Origin of the sequence: Sinomonas susongensis, from assembly GCF_005877005.1 — a bacterium.
GTDB classification, from domain to species: domain Bacteria; phylum Actinomycetota; class Actinomycetes; order Actinomycetales; family Micrococcaceae; genus Sinomonas; species Sinomonas susongensis.
Genome location: NZ_SSNH01000001.1, coordinates 532,714 through 552,525, shown reverse-complemented (window position 1 = coordinate 552,525; position 19,812 = coordinate 532,714). Strand labels below are relative to the sequence as shown.

Here is a 19,812-nt window from a genome sequence, read left to right as displayed (position 1 = left end):
CCGGTATCACTCGCCGGTCTGGCTGGCCGCCTCGCCGGGAAGCCCGCCCTCGAGGCCCGCCCCCGCACGGCCGGGATTGCGGATCCAGAGAGCCGAACTGACAGCACTCGCGGCCAGAAGCAGGCCCGTAGCGAGCAGGCCACGGCGGAACCCTGCGTCGTCGACCACTCCGCCCATGATCGCGCCGGTCGCCGCGATGCACACGAGGGAGGCAATACGGGCGACGGCGTTGTTCACCGCGGAGCCGATCCCGGAATCCTCCGTCGGCACGGCGCCGAGGACAGCCGAGGTGAGGGGTGCGACCATGAGTGCAAGTCCCAGCCCGAACAGCACGACCGGAGCGAAGATGTCCCGCCAGTAGGTCAGCGGAGGCACCTCGAACGCCATCCAAGCGCACGATCCCGCGGCAAGGGCCGGACCGAGGGCCATGGGGAGCCGCGGCCCGATGCGCGCACCCAGCCGGGCCGCCGTCGGGGAGAGGAAGAGGAGGCACAGGGTCGCGGGCAGCAGCCCGAGCCCCGCCTCGAATGCGTGCAGTCCCATCCGCTGCTGCAGATACAGGCCCAGCACGAAGAAGCTCATCCCGAGGCCTCCGTAGGCCCACAGGGTCGCGAGGTTGCCTGCCGCGAAGTTCCGCTCTCGGAACAGCCCGAGCGGAAGCATGGGCGACGCGGCCGTGCGCTGGCGGGCAACGAAGGCGACGCAGCCCGCGACGCCGACGACGAGGCACCCTATGGCGAGGGGACTCCCCCAGCCTGAGGTGCCCTGCTCGATGAGCCCGAGCACCAGGCCGCCGAGGCCGACGACGGCCAGCGCCGCTCCGAGGGCATCGAACCTGCCCGCGGGCGCGACATGTGGAGCCTCGCGGCGCAGCAGCGCGAGCGGGCGCCACATCAGGGCCGACGGGATGATGTTGACGAGGAAGACGAGCCGCCACGTTGCAAGGTCCACCGCAGCTCCACCGATGAACGGAGCGGCGACCGACGCAGCCGCGGTCCACGCGGTCCACTGTCCGATCATCCGGGCCCGCACTCCCCCGTCTGCCGAGGCCATGATCAGCGCAAGGGCGCTCGGGGTAACGACGGCTGCGGCCGTACCCTGGAGAATCCGCGCCGCAACCAGCATCCAGGCATTCCACGAGAGCCCACAGACGAGGGAGGTCACCGCAAACGCGACGATCCCGATCTCGAGGAGACGAGCGCGGCCGTACCGGTCCGCGAGCGTCCCTGCGGCGAGGATCAGCGCACCCAAGGTCAGGAGGTAGCCGTCGACGACCCACTGCTGGAAGGCGAGTCCGCCGCCCAGTTCGCGGCCCATCGCCGGGAGCGCGAGGTTGACCGCACTCCCATCGAGGATCACGAGGCAGCTCGAGCACACGGCGACGAACAGGACTCGACGCTGGTTCTGCGTCATGGCCGTGGATTTGTTCTCGCCGGAGCGGGGCATCGTCACAGGATCATCCTGCTCCCGCTCGTGGGCGAACGTCGAGAGGCCAGCTCCAGCGGTGGGCAGGCCCAACGGAGGCTGGGCCCAGCGGCAACGAGTGATTCGTCTGAGCCCGGATCGGGTAAGCCAAGGAGGAGAAGGAGGAGAGCGATGAAGTCTTCAGGCGGGGCGTTCGTAACGCCGGTCTACGGCCGTGAAGGCCGCGGCTACCTCAGTACTTGCGACGCACACCGGCACGGCGTTGTGTTCCCCGACATGGCGAAGGCCCGCGAATGCGCCGAGCACCACAACGCCTGCTATCACAAGGGGCGCGCTCCCCGCTTCCTGGCCTACGGGTTCCGCGACTTCAACGGCTAGGAAACAAAACACTGCTGTAGGCCGGCTGCATCCATTCCGAGGTCCGGGTACAGCTACAGGCCCGCGCTCCTCGGGTCACGGAGACTGCGAAAGCCCGTGCGGATCTCGTCGACGAGGAGCCCGGGCTGTTCCAGCGCGGCGAAATGACCGCCCCTGCTCGCTTCCCCGTAGTGGATGAGGTTTGCGTAGGCTTCCTCGATCCAGGTTCGCGGCACTAACGGGATGTCGTAGGGGAACACCGTCACCGCCGTCGGGAGCGTCAGCTTCGGGCCGGACATCGTGGCTGCCCGGTTCTCCCAGTAGATGCGAGCGGAGGACGCAGCGGTGTTGGTGAACCAGTACAGGGAGATGGTGTCCAGGATGTCGTCGATATCGATTGCGTCCTCTGCAAGGCCTTGGTTGTCGGTCTTGGACTGGAACTTTTCGTAGATCCACGCCGCTTGGCCGGCCGGAGAATCTGCGAGGGCAAACCCCGGAGTCTCTGGCTTGGTGCCCTGCAGGTGGTTTGACCCGCCCAGTGGGCCGCTGTACAGGGCCAGGGTGTCGAGGGCGTTTTGCTCCTCGGGTGACAGGTCTTCCGGGATCGTTGCCGGGAACGCATAGGGAGTGTTCAGGTGGACGCCGAGCAGTCCTGCGGGCTGCATAGCACCGAGCATGGTCGTGACGACCGAGCCCCAGTCACCGCCGTGTGCGACCCATCGGGAATAGCCGAGGCGACGCATCAGCTCGGCCCATGCCGCCGCGATGCGGCCTACATTCCATCCCGGTTCGGTCGGCTTTCCGGAGAATCCGAACCCGGGCAGCGACGGGACCACCACGTCGAAGGAGTCCTCAGCCGTACCGCCGTGAGCGCCCGGGTCGGTGAGCGGGCTGATCAGTTTCAGAAAGTCCACAACCGAGCTCGGCCACCCGTGCGTGAGGATCAGCGGCATCGCGTCGGGGTTCGGTGACTTGACGTGGATGAAGTGAATGTCCAGCCCGTCGATCTCCGTCAGGAACTGCGGATACTGGTTCAGTGCCGTCTCGAACCGGCGCCAGTCGTAGTCTCGCAGCCAGCGCTCCACCAGCGCCTTAGCGTGCGCTAGGCGAACTCCCTGCGACCAGTCTGGAACAGTCTCGGGGTCTGGCCATCGGGTCCTGGCGAGCCTGGCCCGGAGGTCGGCAATATCGGCATCGGGGACGGAGGCGGCGAACGGGCGGAGCGCCGTCGCCGCGGCGGATGGCGATGCTGTCATGGTGATGGTCTCCTCGATGACGATTGAGCACATCACTCCATTGCACGCTCGTGTGCAATGGAGTGCATCGGTCGCATGCTACTCCGTTGCACAGGCATGTGCAATTATGGAGTGATGGTGACGGAAAGCGCCCGCGGGGCCAAGGACGAGACACGGAAGCGGATTCTCGACGTAGCGCGCGAGGTCCTCGGGCAGAACCCCGACGCAGGCATGGGCGACATCGCGGCCGCCGCTGGCGTGGTACGCCGCACCGTGTACGGGCATTTCCCCGCCCGGGCCGACCTGGTGCGAACGCTCGCCGAGCAGGCGGCCGAGGAGATCGTCGTCGTGCTGGCAGAGGTGAATGCCGACGACGTGCCGGCGGACGTGGTGTGGACGAGGTTCGTCACACGCCTCTGGCCACTTGCTCACCGATATAGGGTGCTACTCGCGCTGCGCCGCGGCGAACACGGAGACGAGATTCACACCCTGCTGGAGACGGTCGACCGGATCCTCGCCGACCTGACCCGCCGCGGCCAGGAGGCCCAATTGTTCGGACGGCACCTACCAGCAGACCTCCTCGGAAGGATGGCTTACTCGGCCGTCTTCGCCATCGCGGACGACCGCCGCGCCGGCGTGGCGGTCGACGCCGAGGCTGCGACGATCACCAGCCTGCTCGTCCTAGGCGTCCCCCCCTCGCGCGCACACGAACTCGCCCATCTGTCCGGGTCGCGGTGACACCGCCAAGCGCAGCATCCTCGGGGCCTACAAACGCTGATGGCCTGCCCCTCAGGGAGGGGCGGGCCATCGTGCCCCAGAAAGGGAGGGTCCATCACCACAGTCCTCGCAATCGCTTTCCAACGCGGTCTGCGGCCATCGCGGACTGTGGCAACTACAAAAAGTTGAGGCCCGGAATCGCAAGGATTCCGGGCCTCAGCTCGTGGAGATGGGGGGAATTGAACCCCCGTCCGATGCGGCTTTGTCAGGTCTTCTCCGGGCGCAGTGTGCTTCGGGTTTTCTCGGCCCCAGCCATCATGCACACAAGTGGCTGACCCAGGCCCAGTCATCAAAGAGTCCCAGCAGCCCCAATGACGAGGGCTACCAGCAGTGGCTATCTAGACGACGCCAGGATCCGGGACGATAGCGCTCCCGGGCTGACGGACTCGTTCGCTACTTAGGCAGCGAGAGCGAAGTCAGTGCGCTTAGAGTTGGCACTTATTGTTTTGCAGAGAGCGTTGACGAGATGACTCTGCATCCTCGGCCCGCTTCACCTGTCTCGACCAACACCGTCGAAACCGATCATCCCCTATTCGGTTGTCAAACCGCCGGTCGCCTCTCGGCTTCCGGAACATCCAGTATAGCGCTTCCCGCGCGCGGGGTATTCCCGCCCTCACCGGGGCAGGAGGCCACGCCGTTCCTTGGCCGTCAGCACCTGCAACGCGGCGTTGTCCACGACCTTGGCGAAGCCGGGGTCGGAGCGCGCACGGTCCACGATTCCCTGCCACACCCGCGGTGCGAGCGTCTCGTTGGTGCAGAGGGCCATGGTGCCCCCGGCGGCGAGGAAGTCCGCTCCGCGGTGGTCGAGGAGGAAGCCGGAGACCTGGGCGGCGTCGCAAAGGTCATCCGAGACCACGATGCCCTGGAATCCCAGGTCACCGCGCAGCATCCCCTGGATGACTGTCGGCGAGAAGGGAGCATAGTTGGCGGCGTCGATCGCGGGATAGAAGGCGTTCGACAGCATGACCCACGGGACTCCTGCCCTCACTGCATCGGCGAACGGCGCGACGTACGCGTCATTCCGCGTCGTCGTGGAATCAGTGACGTTGGTGCTGGTGTCGGTGTTCCCCGTGACTCTTCCGAGCCCCGGGAAGTGCTTCACGGTGGCGGCCACACCGGCGTCCGCCATGCCTTGGGCGAAAGCGATCCCGTGTGCGGCGACGGCGTCGGGGGTGAACCCGAACTCACGCTGGTACTTGCCGATAGGGATGTTCTGCGGCGCGAAGGCCGGCGACGGGACGGTGTCCATCACGGGAGCGAAGTTCACATCGACTCCAGCCGCGGCAAGTTCCTGCCCCCACTCGAAGGCCGAGGCCCTCAACGCGTCCGGCGTCATGGAGCCTTGGGCGAGAGCGGAGGGCATGTCCGAAAAACCGGGCCCTCGGAGGATCTGGACCTGCCCGCCCTCTTGGTCGGTTGCGACGAACGGCGCAACTCCGAGGGTGGCCGAGGACGTCTCGGCCCGGGCCGAACGGACGACGCCGGCAACGGCGCCTGCCCCCGCCGTCGTCCGCCCCTTGAGGAAGACGTTGCCGATGTGGTCGCTGCCCAGCGCCGCGAGCGAGGCAGCGTCGAGCCCGGAGACCGGGATGCTCGTCATGACGACCTGCCCGGCACGCTGTTCGAGACTCATCGAGGCGAGCAGCTGCTGCGCCCGCGTCTGGGGTGGCGGCGGTGCGGACGGCGGCGGCGCGGACGACGCCGGAGGGCTGGGCTGCGGCGGCGTGGCAGACGGCGTGGGGCTCGACGTTGACGACCGGGGTGTCGGGACGGGGCGCGTGAACGACGGTGACGTCGGCGGGGCGGCACGTGGGGGTGTCGAGGAAGCGACCAGTCCGGGAACGATGACGGCAGCGAGTCCGCCGAGGATCAGCACGACGCTCGCGACGATGGCGATCAACACCCTAGGGCTTGGCCGTGCCACGGTCCCTTCCTGTCAGCGTCTCAATTCAGGAACACAGTCAGCGCCGGTTGCGCGCCCGCATCGCCCGTAGCGCCTCGCGGTTGTCCTGCTTCTCGCGGAGGGCCTGGCGCTTGTCGTATTCCTTCTTGCCCCGTGCGAGCGCGATCTCGACCTTGGCCCTGCCCTCGTTGAAGTAGACCTGCAACGGGACCACGGTCAGGCCCTGCTCGTTGACCTTTTGCTCGATCTTGACGAGCTCCTCCCGGTGCAGCAGCAGCTTCCTGCGGCGGCGGGCCGAGTGGTTGGTCCAGCTCCCCTGGGTGTACTCCGGGATGTTGACGCCCTCGAGCCAGAGCTCCCCGTTGGAGAACGTGCAGAAGCCGTCCGTGAGCGAGATGTGCCCCTCGCGGAGGGACTTTACCTCGGTGCCCATGAGCACGAGCCCCGCCTCCCAGGTGTCCAGGATGTGATAGTCGTGCCGGGCCTTGCGGTTGGTTGCTACTGCCTTCCGGCCGGTTTCCTTTGGCACGCCTGTCCCTCCTTCTCTGGACTCGGGTTCGGAACGATCTGGGGGCCGATCGCTCGCGGAGACCTCAGAATTCTATCGCAGCGGGCCTACATGATGCTGAGCGGGTTGACCGGCGCCCCGTTGAGCCACGTCTCGAAATGCGCGTGGCATCCGGTCGAGTTGCCGGTGCTGCCCGAGTACGCGATGAGCTGGCCCGGGCTGACGGACTGCCCGGGCGCGACGGTCACGCTCGAGTTGTGGTAGTACACGGTCGTCAGCGAGTTTCCCTGGACCACCCCGTGGGAGATCATCACGGTCCACCCGCCGCCGCCGTTCGTCCAGCCGCCCACGGTGACCGTGCCGGCGGCTGCCGCATACACCGGCGTACCGCACCCGACACCGAAGTCGATGCCCGTGTGCATGTAGCCGCCGGTGCCGAAGAAGTCGATGGTGCCCGGCGGCGTCGCCCGCCACCCGAATCCCGAGGTGATCGGCGGGTTCCCCGCGAACGGGTAGCGCAGGCCGAACGCCGACGGCGATCCGACCTGGGCGGCCTGGTCTCGCACCGTCTGGGCCGCGGCGTCCGCCGAGGAATTGTTCTGGCCGGCGGCGAGGGCCGCGGCCCGGGCCTCGGCCGCTCGTTGCTCAGCGAGCCTTCGCTGCTCTGCCTCCCAGGCCTCACGCAGGCGACGGTCGCGGTCGGCGATCTGCGCTGCGATCTGGTCCTGCTGGTTCTTGACGTCTGCCATCTGCTGCTGGATGGCAGGGCGCTGCGCGGCAAGCTCGCTGTTGAGGCGGTCGGTATCGGCGACCAGCTTGTCCACGGCAGCCTTCTTCGACGCGGCGTCGTCGCGCGCCGCCTGCTCGCGCTGGAGCGCTTGGTCCGCCTGGGACTTGAGATTCTGGATCTCGCCCTCCACGGCAGCGAGGCGGGCCTCGGAATTGACGTTCGCGGCCGTCTGCTGCGCAAGCCGCTCGAGGGCGGCATTCTGGCTGCGCAACGCCTGGTCGGCGAGGTCCAGACTCCCGGTCAGGCTCCCGCCCCCCGCGTCGCCGAAGATCAGGCCGAGGTTCGACGGTACTCCGCCGGCCTTGTACGCCTGAGTGGCGATCTGCCCGATGAGCTTCTTCGTCTCCGCGGCCTTCCCGCGGTCGTCCGAGATCTGCTGGGTGATCTTCGCCTTGTTCTGCTGGGCCGCGTCCACGCGGACGGCCAAGGCGTCCGCTTCCTTCGTCGCCGCGGCAACCCGCCCCTGGGCGTCTACGAGCGCCTGCTGCGCGCCGGGCAACTGGGCCCTGTAGCTCGCGAGATCGGACGCCGACTGGGCGATGCGCCCGTCGAGGAATTCCAGGGACGATTCAACCTGCTGCGCCTGTTGCGCGAGCTGGGCCTTCTGGTCGTCGAGATCATCCGCCCGGGCGGCACCGGAGGCCACGAGCAGGGCAACCAGCGAAAGAGCTGCGACGGCGGCCGGGCCGCGGAATGCTGCCGCGGCCCCTTTCCGGCCAACGTCAGGGGTGCGAGGGGTCATGTCAGACCTTCAGATAGCGGCGGAGTGTCAGCATGGACGACACGCCCGCAAGCACGACCCCCAGTCCAACGAGGAGCGGGGACAGCATGAGCGCCTGGGCCGGTGAGATGAACGCCGTGTCCGGATACTGCTTGGCAAGGACGTCGCCCAGGAAGAACTTCGCCACCGCCCAGACCGTCGCCGAGGCGAGTACGGCCCCCACGACGGCGGCGATCACCCCCTCGAGGACGAAGGGAAGTTGGATCACGAGCTTCGACGCCCCCACGAGCCTCATGATGCCGGTCTCCCTCCGTCTGCTGAAGGCGGAGAGCCTGATGGTTGTGCCGATCAGGAGGATCGCGCAGACGATCATGACGCCGGCGATCACGATCGCCACCACCGATGCGCCGTTCATGACCGAGAACAGCTTCTCCAGAAGCTGTCTCTGGTCGATGACCGTTTCGACTCCGGGACGTGAGGAGAACGTCTCGCTGATGATCTGGTACTTCTGCGGGTCCTTGAGGTTGATCCGGAACGAGGACGGCAGCTGGTCCGGGGTCACGGAATCGACGATCGGCGAATTCGCGAACTGTTCCTTGAAGTGCTGGTACGCCTCGGCCTGCGACTCGTAGTGGTAGTCGTTGACGTACTGGGCCACCGCCGGCGAGTCGAGGAGGGCCTGAATCGCCTTCTGCTGGTCCGGGGTCACCGTGCCGCTCGCGCAGCCCGCCGAGCTCGATCCCGGACCGCACAGGAAGATCGCGACCTGGACCCGGTCGTACCAGTAGCCCTTCATCTGGTTGATCTGCAGCTGGAGGATGCCCGCAGCGCCGACGAACGTGAGCGACACGAACGTCACGAGGATGACGGAGACGACCATGGACAGGTTGCGGCGCAGGCCGCCGGCGATCTCGCCGAGAATGAACGCGAGGCGCATCAGATCTCCTCCTCGCCCACACCAGCGGGGGACGGAACGCTATGACGGGCCTCGGCTGGCTCTCCCAGCCGAGGCGGACGCACTGCAGGCATCATCGAGGTGTAGAGGGCCTTCGCCTCGTCGCGGAGGATGCGGCCGGCCCGGAGCTCGACGACCCGCTTGCGCATGGAGTTGACGATGTCGTCGTCGTGCGTGGCCATGACGACGGTGGTGCCGTTCTGGTTGATCTTGTCGAGCACCTGCATGATGCCTTGGGAAGTCGTGGGGTCGAGGTTGCCGGTCGGCTCGTCGGCAAGCAGGATGCCGGGACGGTTCACGACGGCGCGCGCGATCGCAACGCGCTGCTGCTCGCCGCCCGAGAGCTCGTGCGGCATGCGGTGCCCCATGCCCTCCAGCCCGACTGTTTTGAGCACCTCGGGAACGGTCTCGCGGATGACGCTTCGGTTCTTTCCGATGACCTGCATGGCGAAGGCGACGTTGGCGAATACCGTCTTTTGGGGCAGGAGGCGGAAGTCCTGGAAGACGACGCCGATCCCCCGGCGGAGGCGCGGAACCCGCCAGCTCGAGAGCTTTGCGACGTTCTGACCGGCGACGAAGACGGCGCCGGCGGTGGCCCGGTCCTCGCGGAGCACGAGCCGTAGGAAGGTCGACTTGCCCGAGCCGGACGGCCCGACGAGGAATGCGAATTCGCCACGCTCGATCTCGATCGAGACCGAGTCGAGCGCTGGCTTGGCCTTCTTGTCGTAGACCATCGTGACATTGTCGAAGCGGATCATGGCACTTCCGGCCCGGCTTGCATGCAGAGCATCCAGCACCCGGCGCACGGGCAAGGCTCGGGGACGGAAAGCGCCGGCTGCATGACTATAAGCACGGTGCCCGACTCAGGCCCACCTGTTGAGGCGGCGTGTCGCCGGACTGCGGTCGAACTAGCTCTCCGCGAGCTGCCGCTGGGAGGCGCGCCAACGGATGCCGGCGTCGATGAAGGCGTCGATGTCGCCGTCGAGCACCGCGGCCGGGTTCCCCACCTCGTGTTCGGTGCGGAGGTCCTTGACCATCTGATAGGGGTTCAGGACATACGAGCGCATCTGGTCGCCCCACGACGCCTTCACGTCGCCGGCGAGCGCCTTCTTCTCGGCGTCCTCCTGCTCCTTCTTCAGTAGCAGGAGTCGGGACTGCAGGACCCGCAGGGCAGCCGCGCGATTCTGGATCTGCGACTTCTCGTTCTGCATCGAGACGACGATCCCCGTTGGGATGTGGGTGAGGCGGACTGCCGAGTCGGTGGTGTTGACCGACTGGCCCCCGGGTCCGGACGAACGGAAGACGTCGACGCGGATCTCGTTGTCCGGGATCTCGATCGAGTCGGTCTGCTCGATGAGCGGGATGACTTCGACTGCCGCGAACGATGTCTGGCGGCGGCCCTGGTTGTCGAACGGGCTGATGCGCACCAGACGGTGGGTGCCAGCCTCGACCGAGAGGGTGCCGTAGGCAAACGGCGCGTTGACCTCGAAGGTCGCCGACTTGATCCCGGCTTCTTCCGCGTAGGACGTGTCCATGACCTTGGTCGCGTAGCCCCTCCGCTCGGCCCAGCGGAGGTACATGCGCATGAGCATCTCGGCGAAGTCGGCGGCATCGACGCCGCCAGCGCCGGAACGGATCGTGACGACCGCGGCGCGCTCGTCGTACTCGCCGTTCAGAAGGGTCACGACCTCGAGCTCCTCAAGGGACTTCCTGATCGACTCGAGTTCCTTGACCGCCTCGGCGAGGGAGTCCGGGTCGGCCTCCTCCTGGGCGAGCTGCACGAGAACCTCGAGATCGTCGATCCGCGTTCCGAGACTCTCGACGCGCTCCAGTTCCGACTGCCGGTGCGACAGGCGGGACGTTACCTCTTGGGCTTTGCTCGGGTCGTCCCAGAGGTCGGGCACCCCTGCGGCTTCGCTGAGCTCAGAGATCTCGCGGCGCAGCGCGTCCACATCCGTCACCTGCTCGATGGAATCGTGGGTGTTCCGGAGGGCGCGGATTTCTGCGGGAAAGTCGATCTCAGCCATAACCATCCAAGGCTACGCCATTGATCAGCGGCCAAGCCGCGCGCGTGCGATCGACGTCACTTCTATCCGAGGCGCATCCGGCAGCAGGATGCTGATGAGGGGAAGGCGGACGACGGCGCCGAGCGTCACCTGCGCGCTGCGCCCGTCTGGCGACCCTACCGCGCTGCCGACGCTGAAACTTTCGAATCGTTCCTCCGCCCCGGTCTCGCGGAGGAAGGCGACCGCTGCACGGCGGACCCGTTCGCTGCTCAGGACTGCTCCAGGGGGACCGGATCCGGCGAGCGCGTCTGCGAAGGTGAAGCTGTCGGCCGACGCTTGGGCCGCGCCGTCCGCCGCTGACAGCAGCCGTTGGCGCTCTAGGTGCACGGCAGACACGCCCACGACAACGGACGCGACCAGAAGGCACAGCACGGCGAATCCGACGAGCAGGAGGAGGATCTGCCCGGATTCCTGCTCGCATTCCGCGTGCCCGCAGCTCCTCTGGACGGCATTCACCGGTACCGCCCGACGATCTGGGTTGCGCTCGCTTCGACCCGTCCTGCCGCAAGGCCGCGCTCCCCCCAGGCCGCGACGAGCGGGAGTGGGGCCTCGATCGCCACCGCCACTGTGACAGCGCTCCCGGCTTCGAGGCAGTCGGCCCGGCTGCACGTCACCGTCATGGTGGCCCTCCCCGTTTCCATGCCGAAGTCTGATACGGCCACCTGGACGGCCTCCTCGGCTCGCATCCTCCCTGAAGCGGCGTCAGGAGCCGTTGCGAACACCTTGGCTGCGTGATCGGCTGCTCCGACTGCGGCGTACGTCGCACCTTGGAGGACACCCATCGTGATCACGAAGTAGACCACCGGGACCAGCAGCAGGACAGCCAGCACCACGAATTCGACGACCGCGCTCCCCCTATCCGCGTCTGCGCGGTCGATCCCCGTCTCGGCTGCCGTGACCCCTCGCTGCCCGGCCTCGGCACCGTGACGAGGCACGGTGCACCGCTGAAGACGACTGAGGCCGACCCGAACAGGGCTAGCTGAGCGGAGCATGACCCGCCACTTCGAGGACTCGTGGGGGTCCCGCGAAGCCAACCAACGGCAGTGGCGCGCGCACCCGGACTTCGAGAAGCGGGGCCCCCTCTGGGGACACGATTCGCGCCGCTGTCACGTCAGACGCGAACGACGGCCCGAGAGCCGCCGCGGCGAGCTCGGCGGCACGCCCGCTCCCATCCATCGGTCCGCGATCTGCAAGAGCGCCGTACCGCGCCCCCGAGGATGCGGCGTCGACCAGTGTGTTCCGCACATGGAGCACGAGCGTCAGCTGGACGATCGCGAGGAAGAGGACGGTCAGGAAGCTGCCCACGAGCACGAACTCCGCCGGAGCCGAACCAGACTCGATCGGATCCGTCTCCCCTCGTCCGGAGGGAACACGCTCCATACGGCGCTACCTGCTCACCTTGCTGATCGCCTGCTGGAACAAGCCTTCGAGCGCCGGTGCAGCGATAGCGAGAAGGCCCATCACCAATACAGCGCTCATCAGCGTGATCATCACCCAGCCGGGCACGTCGCCTCGGTCACGGCCGGAGCCGCGGAATGGTGCTGGCCTGCTGCCCGGCCCCTCGTCATTCAAGGTCGCGGCCCACGCGCCGATTGCCCTGGCGGTGAAGCCGATTGTCCTGGCGGTGAAGAAGAAGTGTGCCCTGACGGTGTTCATAATTCCCCTTTTCAATCTGATGTTCTTCTGACGTTCAACTTGATGTTTGATGTCTGCAATTTGCTGCCGGGCATGCGATCCGACATGGTCGCTCTGCTCTCATCTGCTCGCTGGGAGAAGGCAATTCGGCTCCTCGGGACTTCGGGAAACACCTTGCCCGGCCGAAGCTGGCCGGTCATGGCCCGAGGGCTATGGTGGCGAAACCGGGGAAGACCGCGAACACGATCGTCAGAGGAAGGATCCCGAAGACGAGCGGCACCATCATGGCGATTTCCTTGCGGCCTGCCGCCTCCATGAGGTCGCGCTTCGCCGCATCGCGGACATCCTGTGCTTGGGCCCGAAGCACGTCCGCAAGAGGGGTGCCCCGCTCGATCGCCACCACGAGACCGTCGATGAACCGCGATATCGGGGCGAGCTCCAACCTGCTGGCCATCGACCGCAGAGCGGCTACGAGCGTTGCCCCCGCCCGGGCCTCCGAGATCACCTTCGATAACTCCTCGGCCAGCGCTCCCTTCAAGAGACCCGCGAGCCGATCCAACGCTGCTCCCGCTGTCTCTCCCGCCCCGACTGCAAGTGCCAGCATGTCGGCCATTGACGGGAACTCCGCCAGGATCCGTCGGCGTCTTCTGCGGACCGCCGCTTTGAGCACGAACTCGCGACCAAGAAATCCCGCCGCACCCGCACTGAGGGACAGCAGGACTGCGAGGAAGGCCGAAATGCGTCCTGCTGAAGAGCCTCCGATGGCCAACGCGGATCCGAGCGCGAATGCGAGCCCTGCACAGAGGACCTGCTCAGATCTGAACTCGATCGCGCTTCTCGACGATCCGGCTTGGGCGAGTCGCCTGTCCAGCCCGCTCCTGGCCGCCCCGAGTCCCGAAATCGAGGTGAGGGCTTCCCTGAGGATTGGCCCGAGAATGCGCTCGAGTGTGGGAGCAGCGAGGTCGGATCGAAGGAGGCGGGACGAGGCATCGAGCGAGCGCAGCTGAGGAGCGACCCGTTCTGCAAAGGTGGGCCGCCGCATCGCAGGAACCCGCAAGAACGTAATCCACAGCCCCACGCCGAGCAGCATGCCACTCAGGATCGAAAGCCCTGACCCAGGGTTCATCGAAGCACACGCTCCTCAGTCGGGAGGGCCGCGATCCGGAGCATGAGCCAGTAGCAGACCGAGGAGACTACGAGACCAGCCGCAAGGACCACGAGTCCCGCCGGGCGGCCGTAGGCGGCCATGGCCTCCGGGCGTGTGGCCAGAAGGAGGAGCACCGCCCAAGGAGCCGCGACAGCCAAGCGGGCACCGTTGACGGTCCAGGACTGCCTTGCCTCGAGTTCACTTCGCGTCCGGAGGTTCTCACGGAGGCACTCGGCGAGTGTGGCGAGCAGACGGCCGAGGTCAGAACCTCCGACGTCGCGGGTCAGCCGCAGGGCTTCGATGATCGAGTCCGCGACCGGGTCGGCGAGGCTGTCCTTCAGCCGGTCGAGCGAGTCACCGAAACTGCCCCCTGAACGAAAGTCTGCGGCGAAGGCTACGAAGACCGGCCGCAGGATCTCAGGCCCCTTAGTGCCCAACTGGATGAGGGCCTCCGGGAGGGAAAGCCCGGCGCGGATGGCGGAGCGCAGGTGATCCACCGCATCGGGCCAGACCTCGCGAAGGGCACGGGCACGCCGCTTGGCCTGCCACACCACGAGGGCCAAGGGTGCTCCGGAGGCGAACACCCCGAAGCAAAGGCCTATCGGCCAAGCTGTCATGGCGGCGACCACAACCGCGACGAGGGCGCCGGAGGCCAACGAGGTTCCAGCGAGCTGTGCGGGCGAAACGTTGCCGATCCCCGCCTGGCGAAGAAGCCGCTCCGCCGTTATGAAGCTCCCCGAGCGCGTCTTCGGCCTCCCGGGCACCCAGCACGCCCACCAGACGAGGAACAGGCCAAGGCCGCCGATCAGACCGACGGTCGGCGCCATCAGGCAGCGCCCAAGGCGGTCACGTCGATTCCCGCCCGCGCGAACTTGGCTGCTTTCGGCAATCCGGTTCCCGACGGGCGCAGTGCTCCGTCGACGCGGGAGAAGACGGAGGATGCCTCGATCAATCCACCTTCGACACGGTCGCCGAGCGCAAGAATCTCGCCGACTTGACGGTGACCGGCCGCAGTACGGACACAATGCACCACAAGGTCGATGCACGCCGCGACGGTTGGCACGATGAATTCGGAGGAGATGTTCGTGCCAGCGAGCAGGGGCAACGTACAGAGTTTGGTGACGGCATTGCGGGCCGAATTTGCGTGGATCGTGCCCATGCCCGGCATCCCGGCATTAAGAGCGATGAGCATGTCAAGGCTCTCTGCCTCTCGCACCTCCCCGACAACGAGCCTGTCTGGCCGCATCCGAAGCGCCTCCTTCACGAGCCGCCGCAGGGGAATCTCACCCGTGCCCTCAAGGCTGGCCTGACGGCACTGAAGTCCGACGACGTCCCGCAACGGAATTCGAAGCTCGAAGACCTCCTCGACAGTCACGACCCTCTCGTTGGAACCGATCGAGGCCCCAAGACAGTTGAGCATCGTCGTCTTGCCTGCCTGAGTTGCCCCAGACACGAGGATGTTGAGGCCGCCCGAGACCGCCGATGCAAGAAACTGCGCGGCATTGGGAGTGAGTGAACCGAGTTCTACGAGGTGTTCGAGACGAGACGCGCGTGCAACGAACTTCCGGATGTTGACGGCCCAATGCCGCCGGGTCACGTCGGGAATGACAACGTGCAGACGCGACCCGTCCGGCAGTGCCGCGTCGACGAACGGACTGGACAGGTCGAGGCGACGGCCCGAAGTCTTGAGCATTCGCTCGACGAGATCGCGCACGCTCTGCTCCGTGAGGGTCACGGCGGTGAGCTCGGCCTCCCCGCCCCGCGCCGCGAACACCTCGTGCGGCGCATTGATCCAGATCTCCTCGACAGCCGGGTCATCCAAGAGCGGCTGCAGAGGGCCGAAGCCGGCGACGGCGTCGAAGACGTGCCGACGTGCCACGTCGAGCGATCCGAGGGCGGGCACCGCCCCGAGCAGCGCCCGCTCGTCGTAGTCAGCCACGGCGGCCTCAACAAGGCGCCGGACCTCTGCGGCCTGCCGGAGCGGGTCCAGCCCCCGCACGCGGATGAGTTCCCGCACTTCCTTCTCAACGATGCCGAACGCATCCATGGCCCTACCCCCACGCAGCCCCCGCTGCTTCTGCGAGCCGCCCCTTTGGCGATCGGGGCGACATCGACTCCCCAGGCCGACCCTGCCAGCCTAGGCATGGCAGGACGCCACGGAGACGCCGAGCACGCATATGTGGATACGCCTGATCAACTCCAGAGAAGCCAGCGGCATGGCCAGCGAGACGTCGGGAAGCCGCCCGTAGAGAAGCCGCGTATATCGTATATATAGAGACCGACGGAGCCGCCGGCCGACGGAACGTCAGAGGTCCGCGACGAACTCCCGGAGCCAGGACCGCAGCTCGGGTCCAAGGTCGGAGCGTTCCGACGCGAGGGTGACGACGGCCTTGAGGTAGCTGAGCTTGTCGCCCGTGTCGTACCGGCGCCCCCGGAACACCACCCCGTACACGCCCCCGCCCTCGCCGTCCCGGCGGGCCAGGGTCTGCAGCGCATCCGTGAGCTGGATCTCCCCGCCCCGGCCCGGCTCGGTCTCCTCCAGCACCCCGAACACCGCAGGATGCAGCACGTACCGGCCGATGATCGCCAGGTTCGAGGGCGCATCCTCCGGCGCCGGCTTCTCCACCAGCCCGTGCACCTGCACGAACGACTCCCCCTCCACAGGGCTGACCTTCGCGCACCCGTACGCGGAGATCGCCTCCCGCGGAACCTCCATCAGCGCCACCACGGAACCCCCCGTGGCCTGCTGCACCCGGATCATCTCCCCCAGCAGCTCGTCCCGCTCGTCGATCAGGTCATCGCCCAGCAGCACCGCGAACGGCTCGTTGCCCACATGCCGCTGCGCACGCAGCACCGCATGCCCGAGGCCCTTCGGATCCCCCTGGCGCACATAATGAATGTCGCCCAGATTGCTCGTCTCGCGGACGGCTGCCAGCTTCTTCTCGTCGCCTTTTTGCTCCAGAGCTTCTTCAAGCGTCGGGACGCGGTCGAAATGGTCCTCGAGGGAACGCTTGCTGCGGCCCGTGACGACGAGGACATTGTCGAGTCCCGCCCGTGCGGCCTCGGCAACTACGTACTGGATCGCGGGCTGGTCCACCACCGGCAGCATTTCCTTGGGCATCGCCTTCGTTGCCGGGAGGAAGCGTGTGCCAAGCCCTGCTGCAGGGATCACGGCCTTGGTAATTGGTGCGGTGTCTGGCATGTGCGTAGCTTACGGGACCCCCGTGGCTGCCGAAACGCAAGAAGGGCGCAAGAACTTCATAGGAAACACCAATTTACTTGGATCACACTGTTCACACTTTTAACATCGCTGCTATGGTGGTCTCGCTCCCTCACGCCTGAGGATTCGGACCAGCTATGCGGGCAAGGTTATGAAACTCACATCTCTGACCCACTCGGTGGGGCTCTCTCTTCTCACAATTGGGCTCGTGACTGGCCTGGCAGTGCCGGCGGCTTCCGCCACGACGACGCCCTCCCCGACTCCGACCCCGGCGAAGACTGCCGCTTCCGCGCAGACCGCCGCCCCCACTCCCACCCCTTCCGCGACGGCGACCCCGAGTCCGCTCGCTTCCCAGACGACGCCGCCCCCAGGCGCCATTGCCGCGGCGACGTCAGACCCGGGTGCGAGCAACCAGCTCCGCGACGCCATGCAGAAGGCTGTCGGCCGGGGAGCCAAGATGGGCCAGGTCAACCCGCAGAACCCGAAGCAGATGGGTTCCCCTGCGAAGGGGTCGGCTGTCCGCGTCTTGGCCGCTACTTGGCAGCCGGGCTGGGGCGTGAGCGGTGTTGACGTGAGCGCCTACCAGGCTGCCTACGCGAACGGGCAGTGGAGCGACACAGTGGACTGGGCCGGGCAATGGAACCAGGGCGTCCGGTTCGCCTACGTGAAGGCGTCGGAAGGCAACTACTACAACAACCAGGCGTTCTCGCAGCAGTACGGCGATGCCCAGAGTGTCGGGATGATCCGAGGCGCCTACCACTTTGCGATTCCCAATTGGTCTTCGGGCGCGAACCAGGCCCAGTACTTCACGCAGAACGGGGGCGGGTGGTCCCCAGACGGCATCACGTTGCCCCCCGTACTCGATATCGAGTACAACCCCTACGCGGGCCAGACGATCAACGGCGTCTACATGGGAGACACGTGCTACAGCATGGCGGGTTCCGCCATGGTCAACTGGATCGCTGACTTCAGCAACACGATGCTTTCGCTCACCGGCCGTCGCCCCATGATCTACACGACAGCAGACTGGTGGAGCCGCTGTACCGGAAACTCCGCTGGCTTCGGAAACAATCCTCTGTGGATCGCCGCGTACAACCAGTCGGGTCCCCCGATGCCGGCCGGTTGGGGCGCTTTCAGCGTGTGGCAGTACAGCTCTACGGGCCCATTCGTTGGCGACTCGAACGTCTGGAATGGCGATTACGCGAGCCTTCAGCGTTTTGCGACCTACGGCGACACCAATCCCAGCGCTGCTATCGGATCGGTAGCCGGAGGAGCCAACATTGGGTCCCCGACGACGGGCGTGATCGGTGGCCTCGTCAATAGCGGGGCCTACCAGAACTTCCAGAACGGCGCGATCATCTGGTCGTCCGGGAGCGGCGCCCAAGTCTCGCCGAACGGTCCCATCCGAAGTGCGTGGCAGGCAACCGGGTTCGAGACAGGGCCTCTCGCCTACCCCACAACCGGAGTCGTCGGCGGCCTCGTCAACGGCGGAAACTACGAGAACTTCCAGAACGGCGCGATCATCTGGTCCCCGTCGACCGGCGCTCAGGTCTCGCCCAATGGACCTATTCGCAGCCTGTGGCAGACCACGGGATTCGAGACCGGGTCCCTCGGGTATCCGACCTCGAACGTCGTGACGGGCCTTACCGGAGGCGGCAGCTACCAGAACTTCCAGAACGGCGCGATCATCTGGACCCAGGCCACGGGAGCGCAGCTCTCCCCGAGCGGACCGGTCCGCGACGCGTGGCTGAACTCCGGCGCCGAGAAGGGCCCCCTCGCCTACCCCACGAGCGCCGTCGTCACCGGCCTCGTCAACGGCGGGACCTACCAGAACTACCAGAACGGCGCGATCATCTGGTCCCAGGCCAGCGGGGCACAGCTCTCCCCGAGCGGACCGGTCCGCGACGCGTGGCTGAACTCCGGCGCCGAGAAGGGCCCCCTCGCCTACCCCACGAGCGGCGTCGTCACCGGCCTCGTCAACGGCGGGACCTACCAGAACTACCAGAACGGCGCCATCATCTGGTCCCAGGGCACCGGGGCACAGCTCTCCCCCAACGGGCCGATCCGCAGCTACTGGCTGAGCTCCGGCGCGGAACAGGGGCCCCTGGGCTATCCCACGTCAGCTCAGGTCTGCGGCCTCAGCAACGGCGGCTGCTACCAGAACTTCCAGAACGGTGCCATCCTCTGGACCCAGGCCACCGGGGCACAGCTCTCAACGAGCGGACCCATCCGCACGGCCTGGCTGAACTCCGGCGCTGAGAAGGGACCGCTCGCCTACCCCACCAGCGGCGTCGTCACCGGCCTCGTCAACGGCGGGACCTACCAGAACTACCAGAACGGCGCCATCATCTGGTCGCAGGACAGCGGAGCCCAGCTCTCCCCGAGCGGACCCATCCGCACGGCCTGGCTGAACTCCGGCGCCGAGAAGGGGCCGCTCGCCTACCCCACGAGCGGCGTCGTCACCGGCCTCGTCAACGGCGGGACCTACCAGAACTACCAGAACGGCGCTGTCATCTGGTCCCAGGGCACCGGGGCACAGCTCTCCCCGAGCGGCCCGATCCGCAGCTACTGGCTGAACTCCGGAGCGGAGCAGGGGCCGTTGGGCTATCCCACGTCGGCTCAGGTCTGCGGCCTCAGCAACGGCGGCTGCTACCAGAACTTCCAGAACGGCGCCATCCTCTGGACCCAGGCCACCGGAGCCCAGCTCTCCCCCAACGGACCCATCCGCACGGCCTGGCTGAACTCCGGCGCTGAGAAGGGCCCGCTCGCCTACCCCACCACTGGAGTGGTCACGGGCCTCGTCAACGGCGGGACGTACCAGAACTACCAGAACGGCGCGATCATCTGGTCTCAGGCCAGCGGAGCCCAGCTCTCCCCCAACGGGCCCATCCGCACCTACTGGCTCAACTCCGGTGCCGAGCGCGGCAGATACGGCTACCCGACATCCGGCCAGACGTGCAACAGCACGACGACCTCGTGCTCGCAGTCGTTCCAAGGCGGCACGATCTCCTGGAGCAGCGCTTCGGGAATCAGGGGCTGACGCCAAGGTAGGGCGTGCTCGACGCCAAGTCGG

The 19,812-nt window shown here is 66.9% G+C and carries 19 protein-coding genes and 1 other RNA gene; 3 read left to right on the top strand and 17 right to left on the bottom strand.

Annotated features, from left to right (window positions below; genetic code table 11):
• Positions 1-6: 6 nt before the first annotated feature.
• Entirely contained in the window at positions 7-1,446 is a 1,440-nt protein-coding gene (locus tag E6A21_RS02540) for an MFS transporter (RefSeq protein ID WP_138442695.1), read from the bottom strand.
• A gap of 150 nt (positions 1,447-1,596) precedes the next feature.
• Here E6A21_RS02540 and E6A21_RS02535 point away from each other — a divergent pair, with 150 nt between their 5' ends.
• Complete coding sequence (locus E6A21_RS02535) at positions 1,597-1,803, top strand: hypothetical protein (RefSeq protein ID WP_138442527.1); 207 nt, start codon at positions 1,597-1,599, stop codon at positions 1,801-1,803.
• 53 nt (positions 1,804-1,856) lie between these two features.
• On the opposite strand, the gene E6A21_RS02530 is transcribed toward E6A21_RS02535, so the two are convergent.
• The gene (locus tag E6A21_RS02530) at positions 1,857-3,071 is read right to left on the bottom strand and encodes an epoxide hydrolase family protein (protein WP_246036140.1); all 1,215 of its coding nucleotides are present in this window, start codon (positions 3,069-3,071) and stop codon (positions 1,857-1,859) included.
• A gap of 81 nt (positions 3,072-3,152) precedes the next feature.
• Between E6A21_RS02530 and E6A21_RS02525 the strand changes: the two genes are divergently transcribed.
• The gene (locus E6A21_RS02525) at positions 3,153-3,755 is read left to right on the top strand and encodes a TetR/AcrR family transcriptional regulator (RefSeq protein WP_138442526.1); all 603 of its coding nucleotides are present in this window, start codon (positions 3,153-3,155) and stop codon (positions 3,753-3,755) included.
• Between the two features lie 200 nt (positions 3,756-3,955).
• Here the strand turns inward: E6A21_RS02525 and ssrA are convergent.
• The 15 genes from ssrA to galU form a co-directional block, all read right to left on the bottom strand.
• Positions 3,956-4,324: a transfer-messenger RNA gene (gene ssrA / locus E6A21_RS02520) on the bottom strand.
• 83 nt (positions 4,325-4,407) lie between these two features.
• The gene (locus E6A21_RS02515) at positions 4,408-5,718 is read right to left on the bottom strand and encodes a glycoside hydrolase family 3 N-terminal domain-containing protein (protein WP_246036139.1); all 1,311 of its coding nucleotides are present in this window, start codon (positions 5,716-5,718) and stop codon (positions 4,408-4,410) included.
• A 37-nt stretch (positions 5,719-5,755) separates the two neighbouring features.
• Positions 5,756-6,226 (bottom strand): SsrA-binding protein SmpB, encoded by a 471-nt coding sequence (gene smpB / locus E6A21_RS02510; protein ID WP_138442525.1) that lies wholly within the window; start codon positions 6,224-6,226, stop codon positions 5,756-5,758.
• Positions 6,227-6,312: 86 nt separating this feature from the next.
• Positions 6,313-7,737, bottom strand: coding sequence for a M23 family metallopeptidase (locus tag E6A21_RS02505; RefSeq protein ID WP_138442524.1), 1,425 nt, complete (start codon positions 7,735-7,737; stop codon positions 6,313-6,315).
• Position 7,738: 1 nt separating this feature from the next.
• Entirely contained in the window at positions 7,739-8,653 is a 915-nt protein-coding gene (gene ftsX / locus E6A21_RS02500; protein ID WP_138442523.1) for a permease-like cell division protein FtsX, read from the bottom strand.
• On the bottom strand, positions 8,653-9,429 hold the full coding sequence (gene ftsE, locus E6A21_RS02495) for a cell division ATP-binding protein FtsE (protein WP_138442522.1): 777 nt from the start codon (positions 9,427-9,429) through the stop codon (positions 8,653-8,655). Before ftsE ends, ftsX begins: the two co-directional genes overlap by 1 nt.
• Positions 9,430-9,579: 150 nt before the next feature.
• Entirely contained in the window at positions 9,580-10,698 is a 1,119-nt protein-coding gene (prfB, locus tag E6A21_RS02490) for a peptide chain release factor 2 (protein WP_138442521.1), read from the bottom strand.
• Between the two features lie 24 nt (positions 10,699-10,722).
• Entirely contained in the window at positions 10,723-11,193 is a 471-nt protein-coding gene (locus E6A21_RS02485; RefSeq protein ID WP_246036138.1) for a pilus assembly protein TadG-related protein, read from the bottom strand.
• Positions 11,190-11,672 carry a hypothetical protein gene (locus E6A21_RS02480; protein ID WP_246036137.1) on the bottom strand — a complete coding sequence of 161 codons (483 nt, stop codon included), beginning with the start codon at positions 11,670-11,672 and terminating at the stop codon, positions 11,190-11,192. Before E6A21_RS02480 ends, E6A21_RS02485 begins: the two co-directional genes overlap by 4 nt.
• A gap of 40 nt (positions 11,673-11,712) precedes the next feature.
• Positions 11,713-12,117: a TadE family protein gene (locus E6A21_RS02475; RefSeq protein ID WP_138442520.1), complete on the bottom strand. Its 405-nt coding sequence runs from the start codon at positions 12,115-12,117 to the stop codon at positions 11,713-11,715.
• 6 nt (positions 12,118-12,123) lie between these two features.
• The gene (locus tag E6A21_RS02470) at positions 12,124-12,309 is read right to left on the bottom strand and encodes a hypothetical protein (protein WP_138442690.1); all 186 of its coding nucleotides are present in this window, start codon (positions 12,307-12,309) and stop codon (positions 12,124-12,126) included.
• Positions 12,310-12,568: 259 nt separating this feature from the next.
• The gene (locus E6A21_RS18345; protein ID WP_342777838.1) at positions 12,569-12,976 is read right to left on the bottom strand and encodes a type II secretion system F family protein; all 408 of its coding nucleotides are present in this window, start codon (positions 12,974-12,976) and stop codon (positions 12,569-12,571) included.
• Between the two features lie 518 nt (positions 12,977-13,494).
• Positions 13,495-14,346 (bottom strand): type II secretion system F family protein, encoded by an 852-nt coding sequence (locus tag E6A21_RS02460; RefSeq protein ID WP_138442518.1) that lies wholly within the window; start codon positions 14,344-14,346, stop codon positions 13,495-13,497.
• Positions 14,346-15,566 (bottom strand): TadA family conjugal transfer-associated ATPase, encoded by a 1,221-nt coding sequence (locus E6A21_RS02455; RefSeq protein ID WP_138442517.1) that lies wholly within the window; start codon positions 15,564-15,566, stop codon positions 14,346-14,348. The genes E6A21_RS02460 and E6A21_RS02455 overlap by 1 nt, the downstream gene beginning before the upstream one ends.
• A 258-nt stretch (positions 15,567-15,824) precedes the next feature.
• Positions 15,825-16,721, bottom strand: coding sequence for a UTP--glucose-1-phosphate uridylyltransferase GalU (galU, locus tag E6A21_RS02450; RefSeq protein ID WP_138442516.1), 897 nt, complete (start codon positions 16,719-16,721; stop codon positions 15,825-15,827).
• 226 nt (positions 16,722-16,947) lie between these two features.
• Here galU and E6A21_RS02445 point away from each other — a divergent pair, with 226 nt between their 5' ends.
• Entirely contained in the window at positions 16,948-19,779 is a 2,832-nt protein-coding gene (locus E6A21_RS02445; protein ID WP_246036136.1) for a GH25 family lysozyme, read from the top strand.
• Positions 19,780-19,812 lie beyond the last annotated feature (33 nt).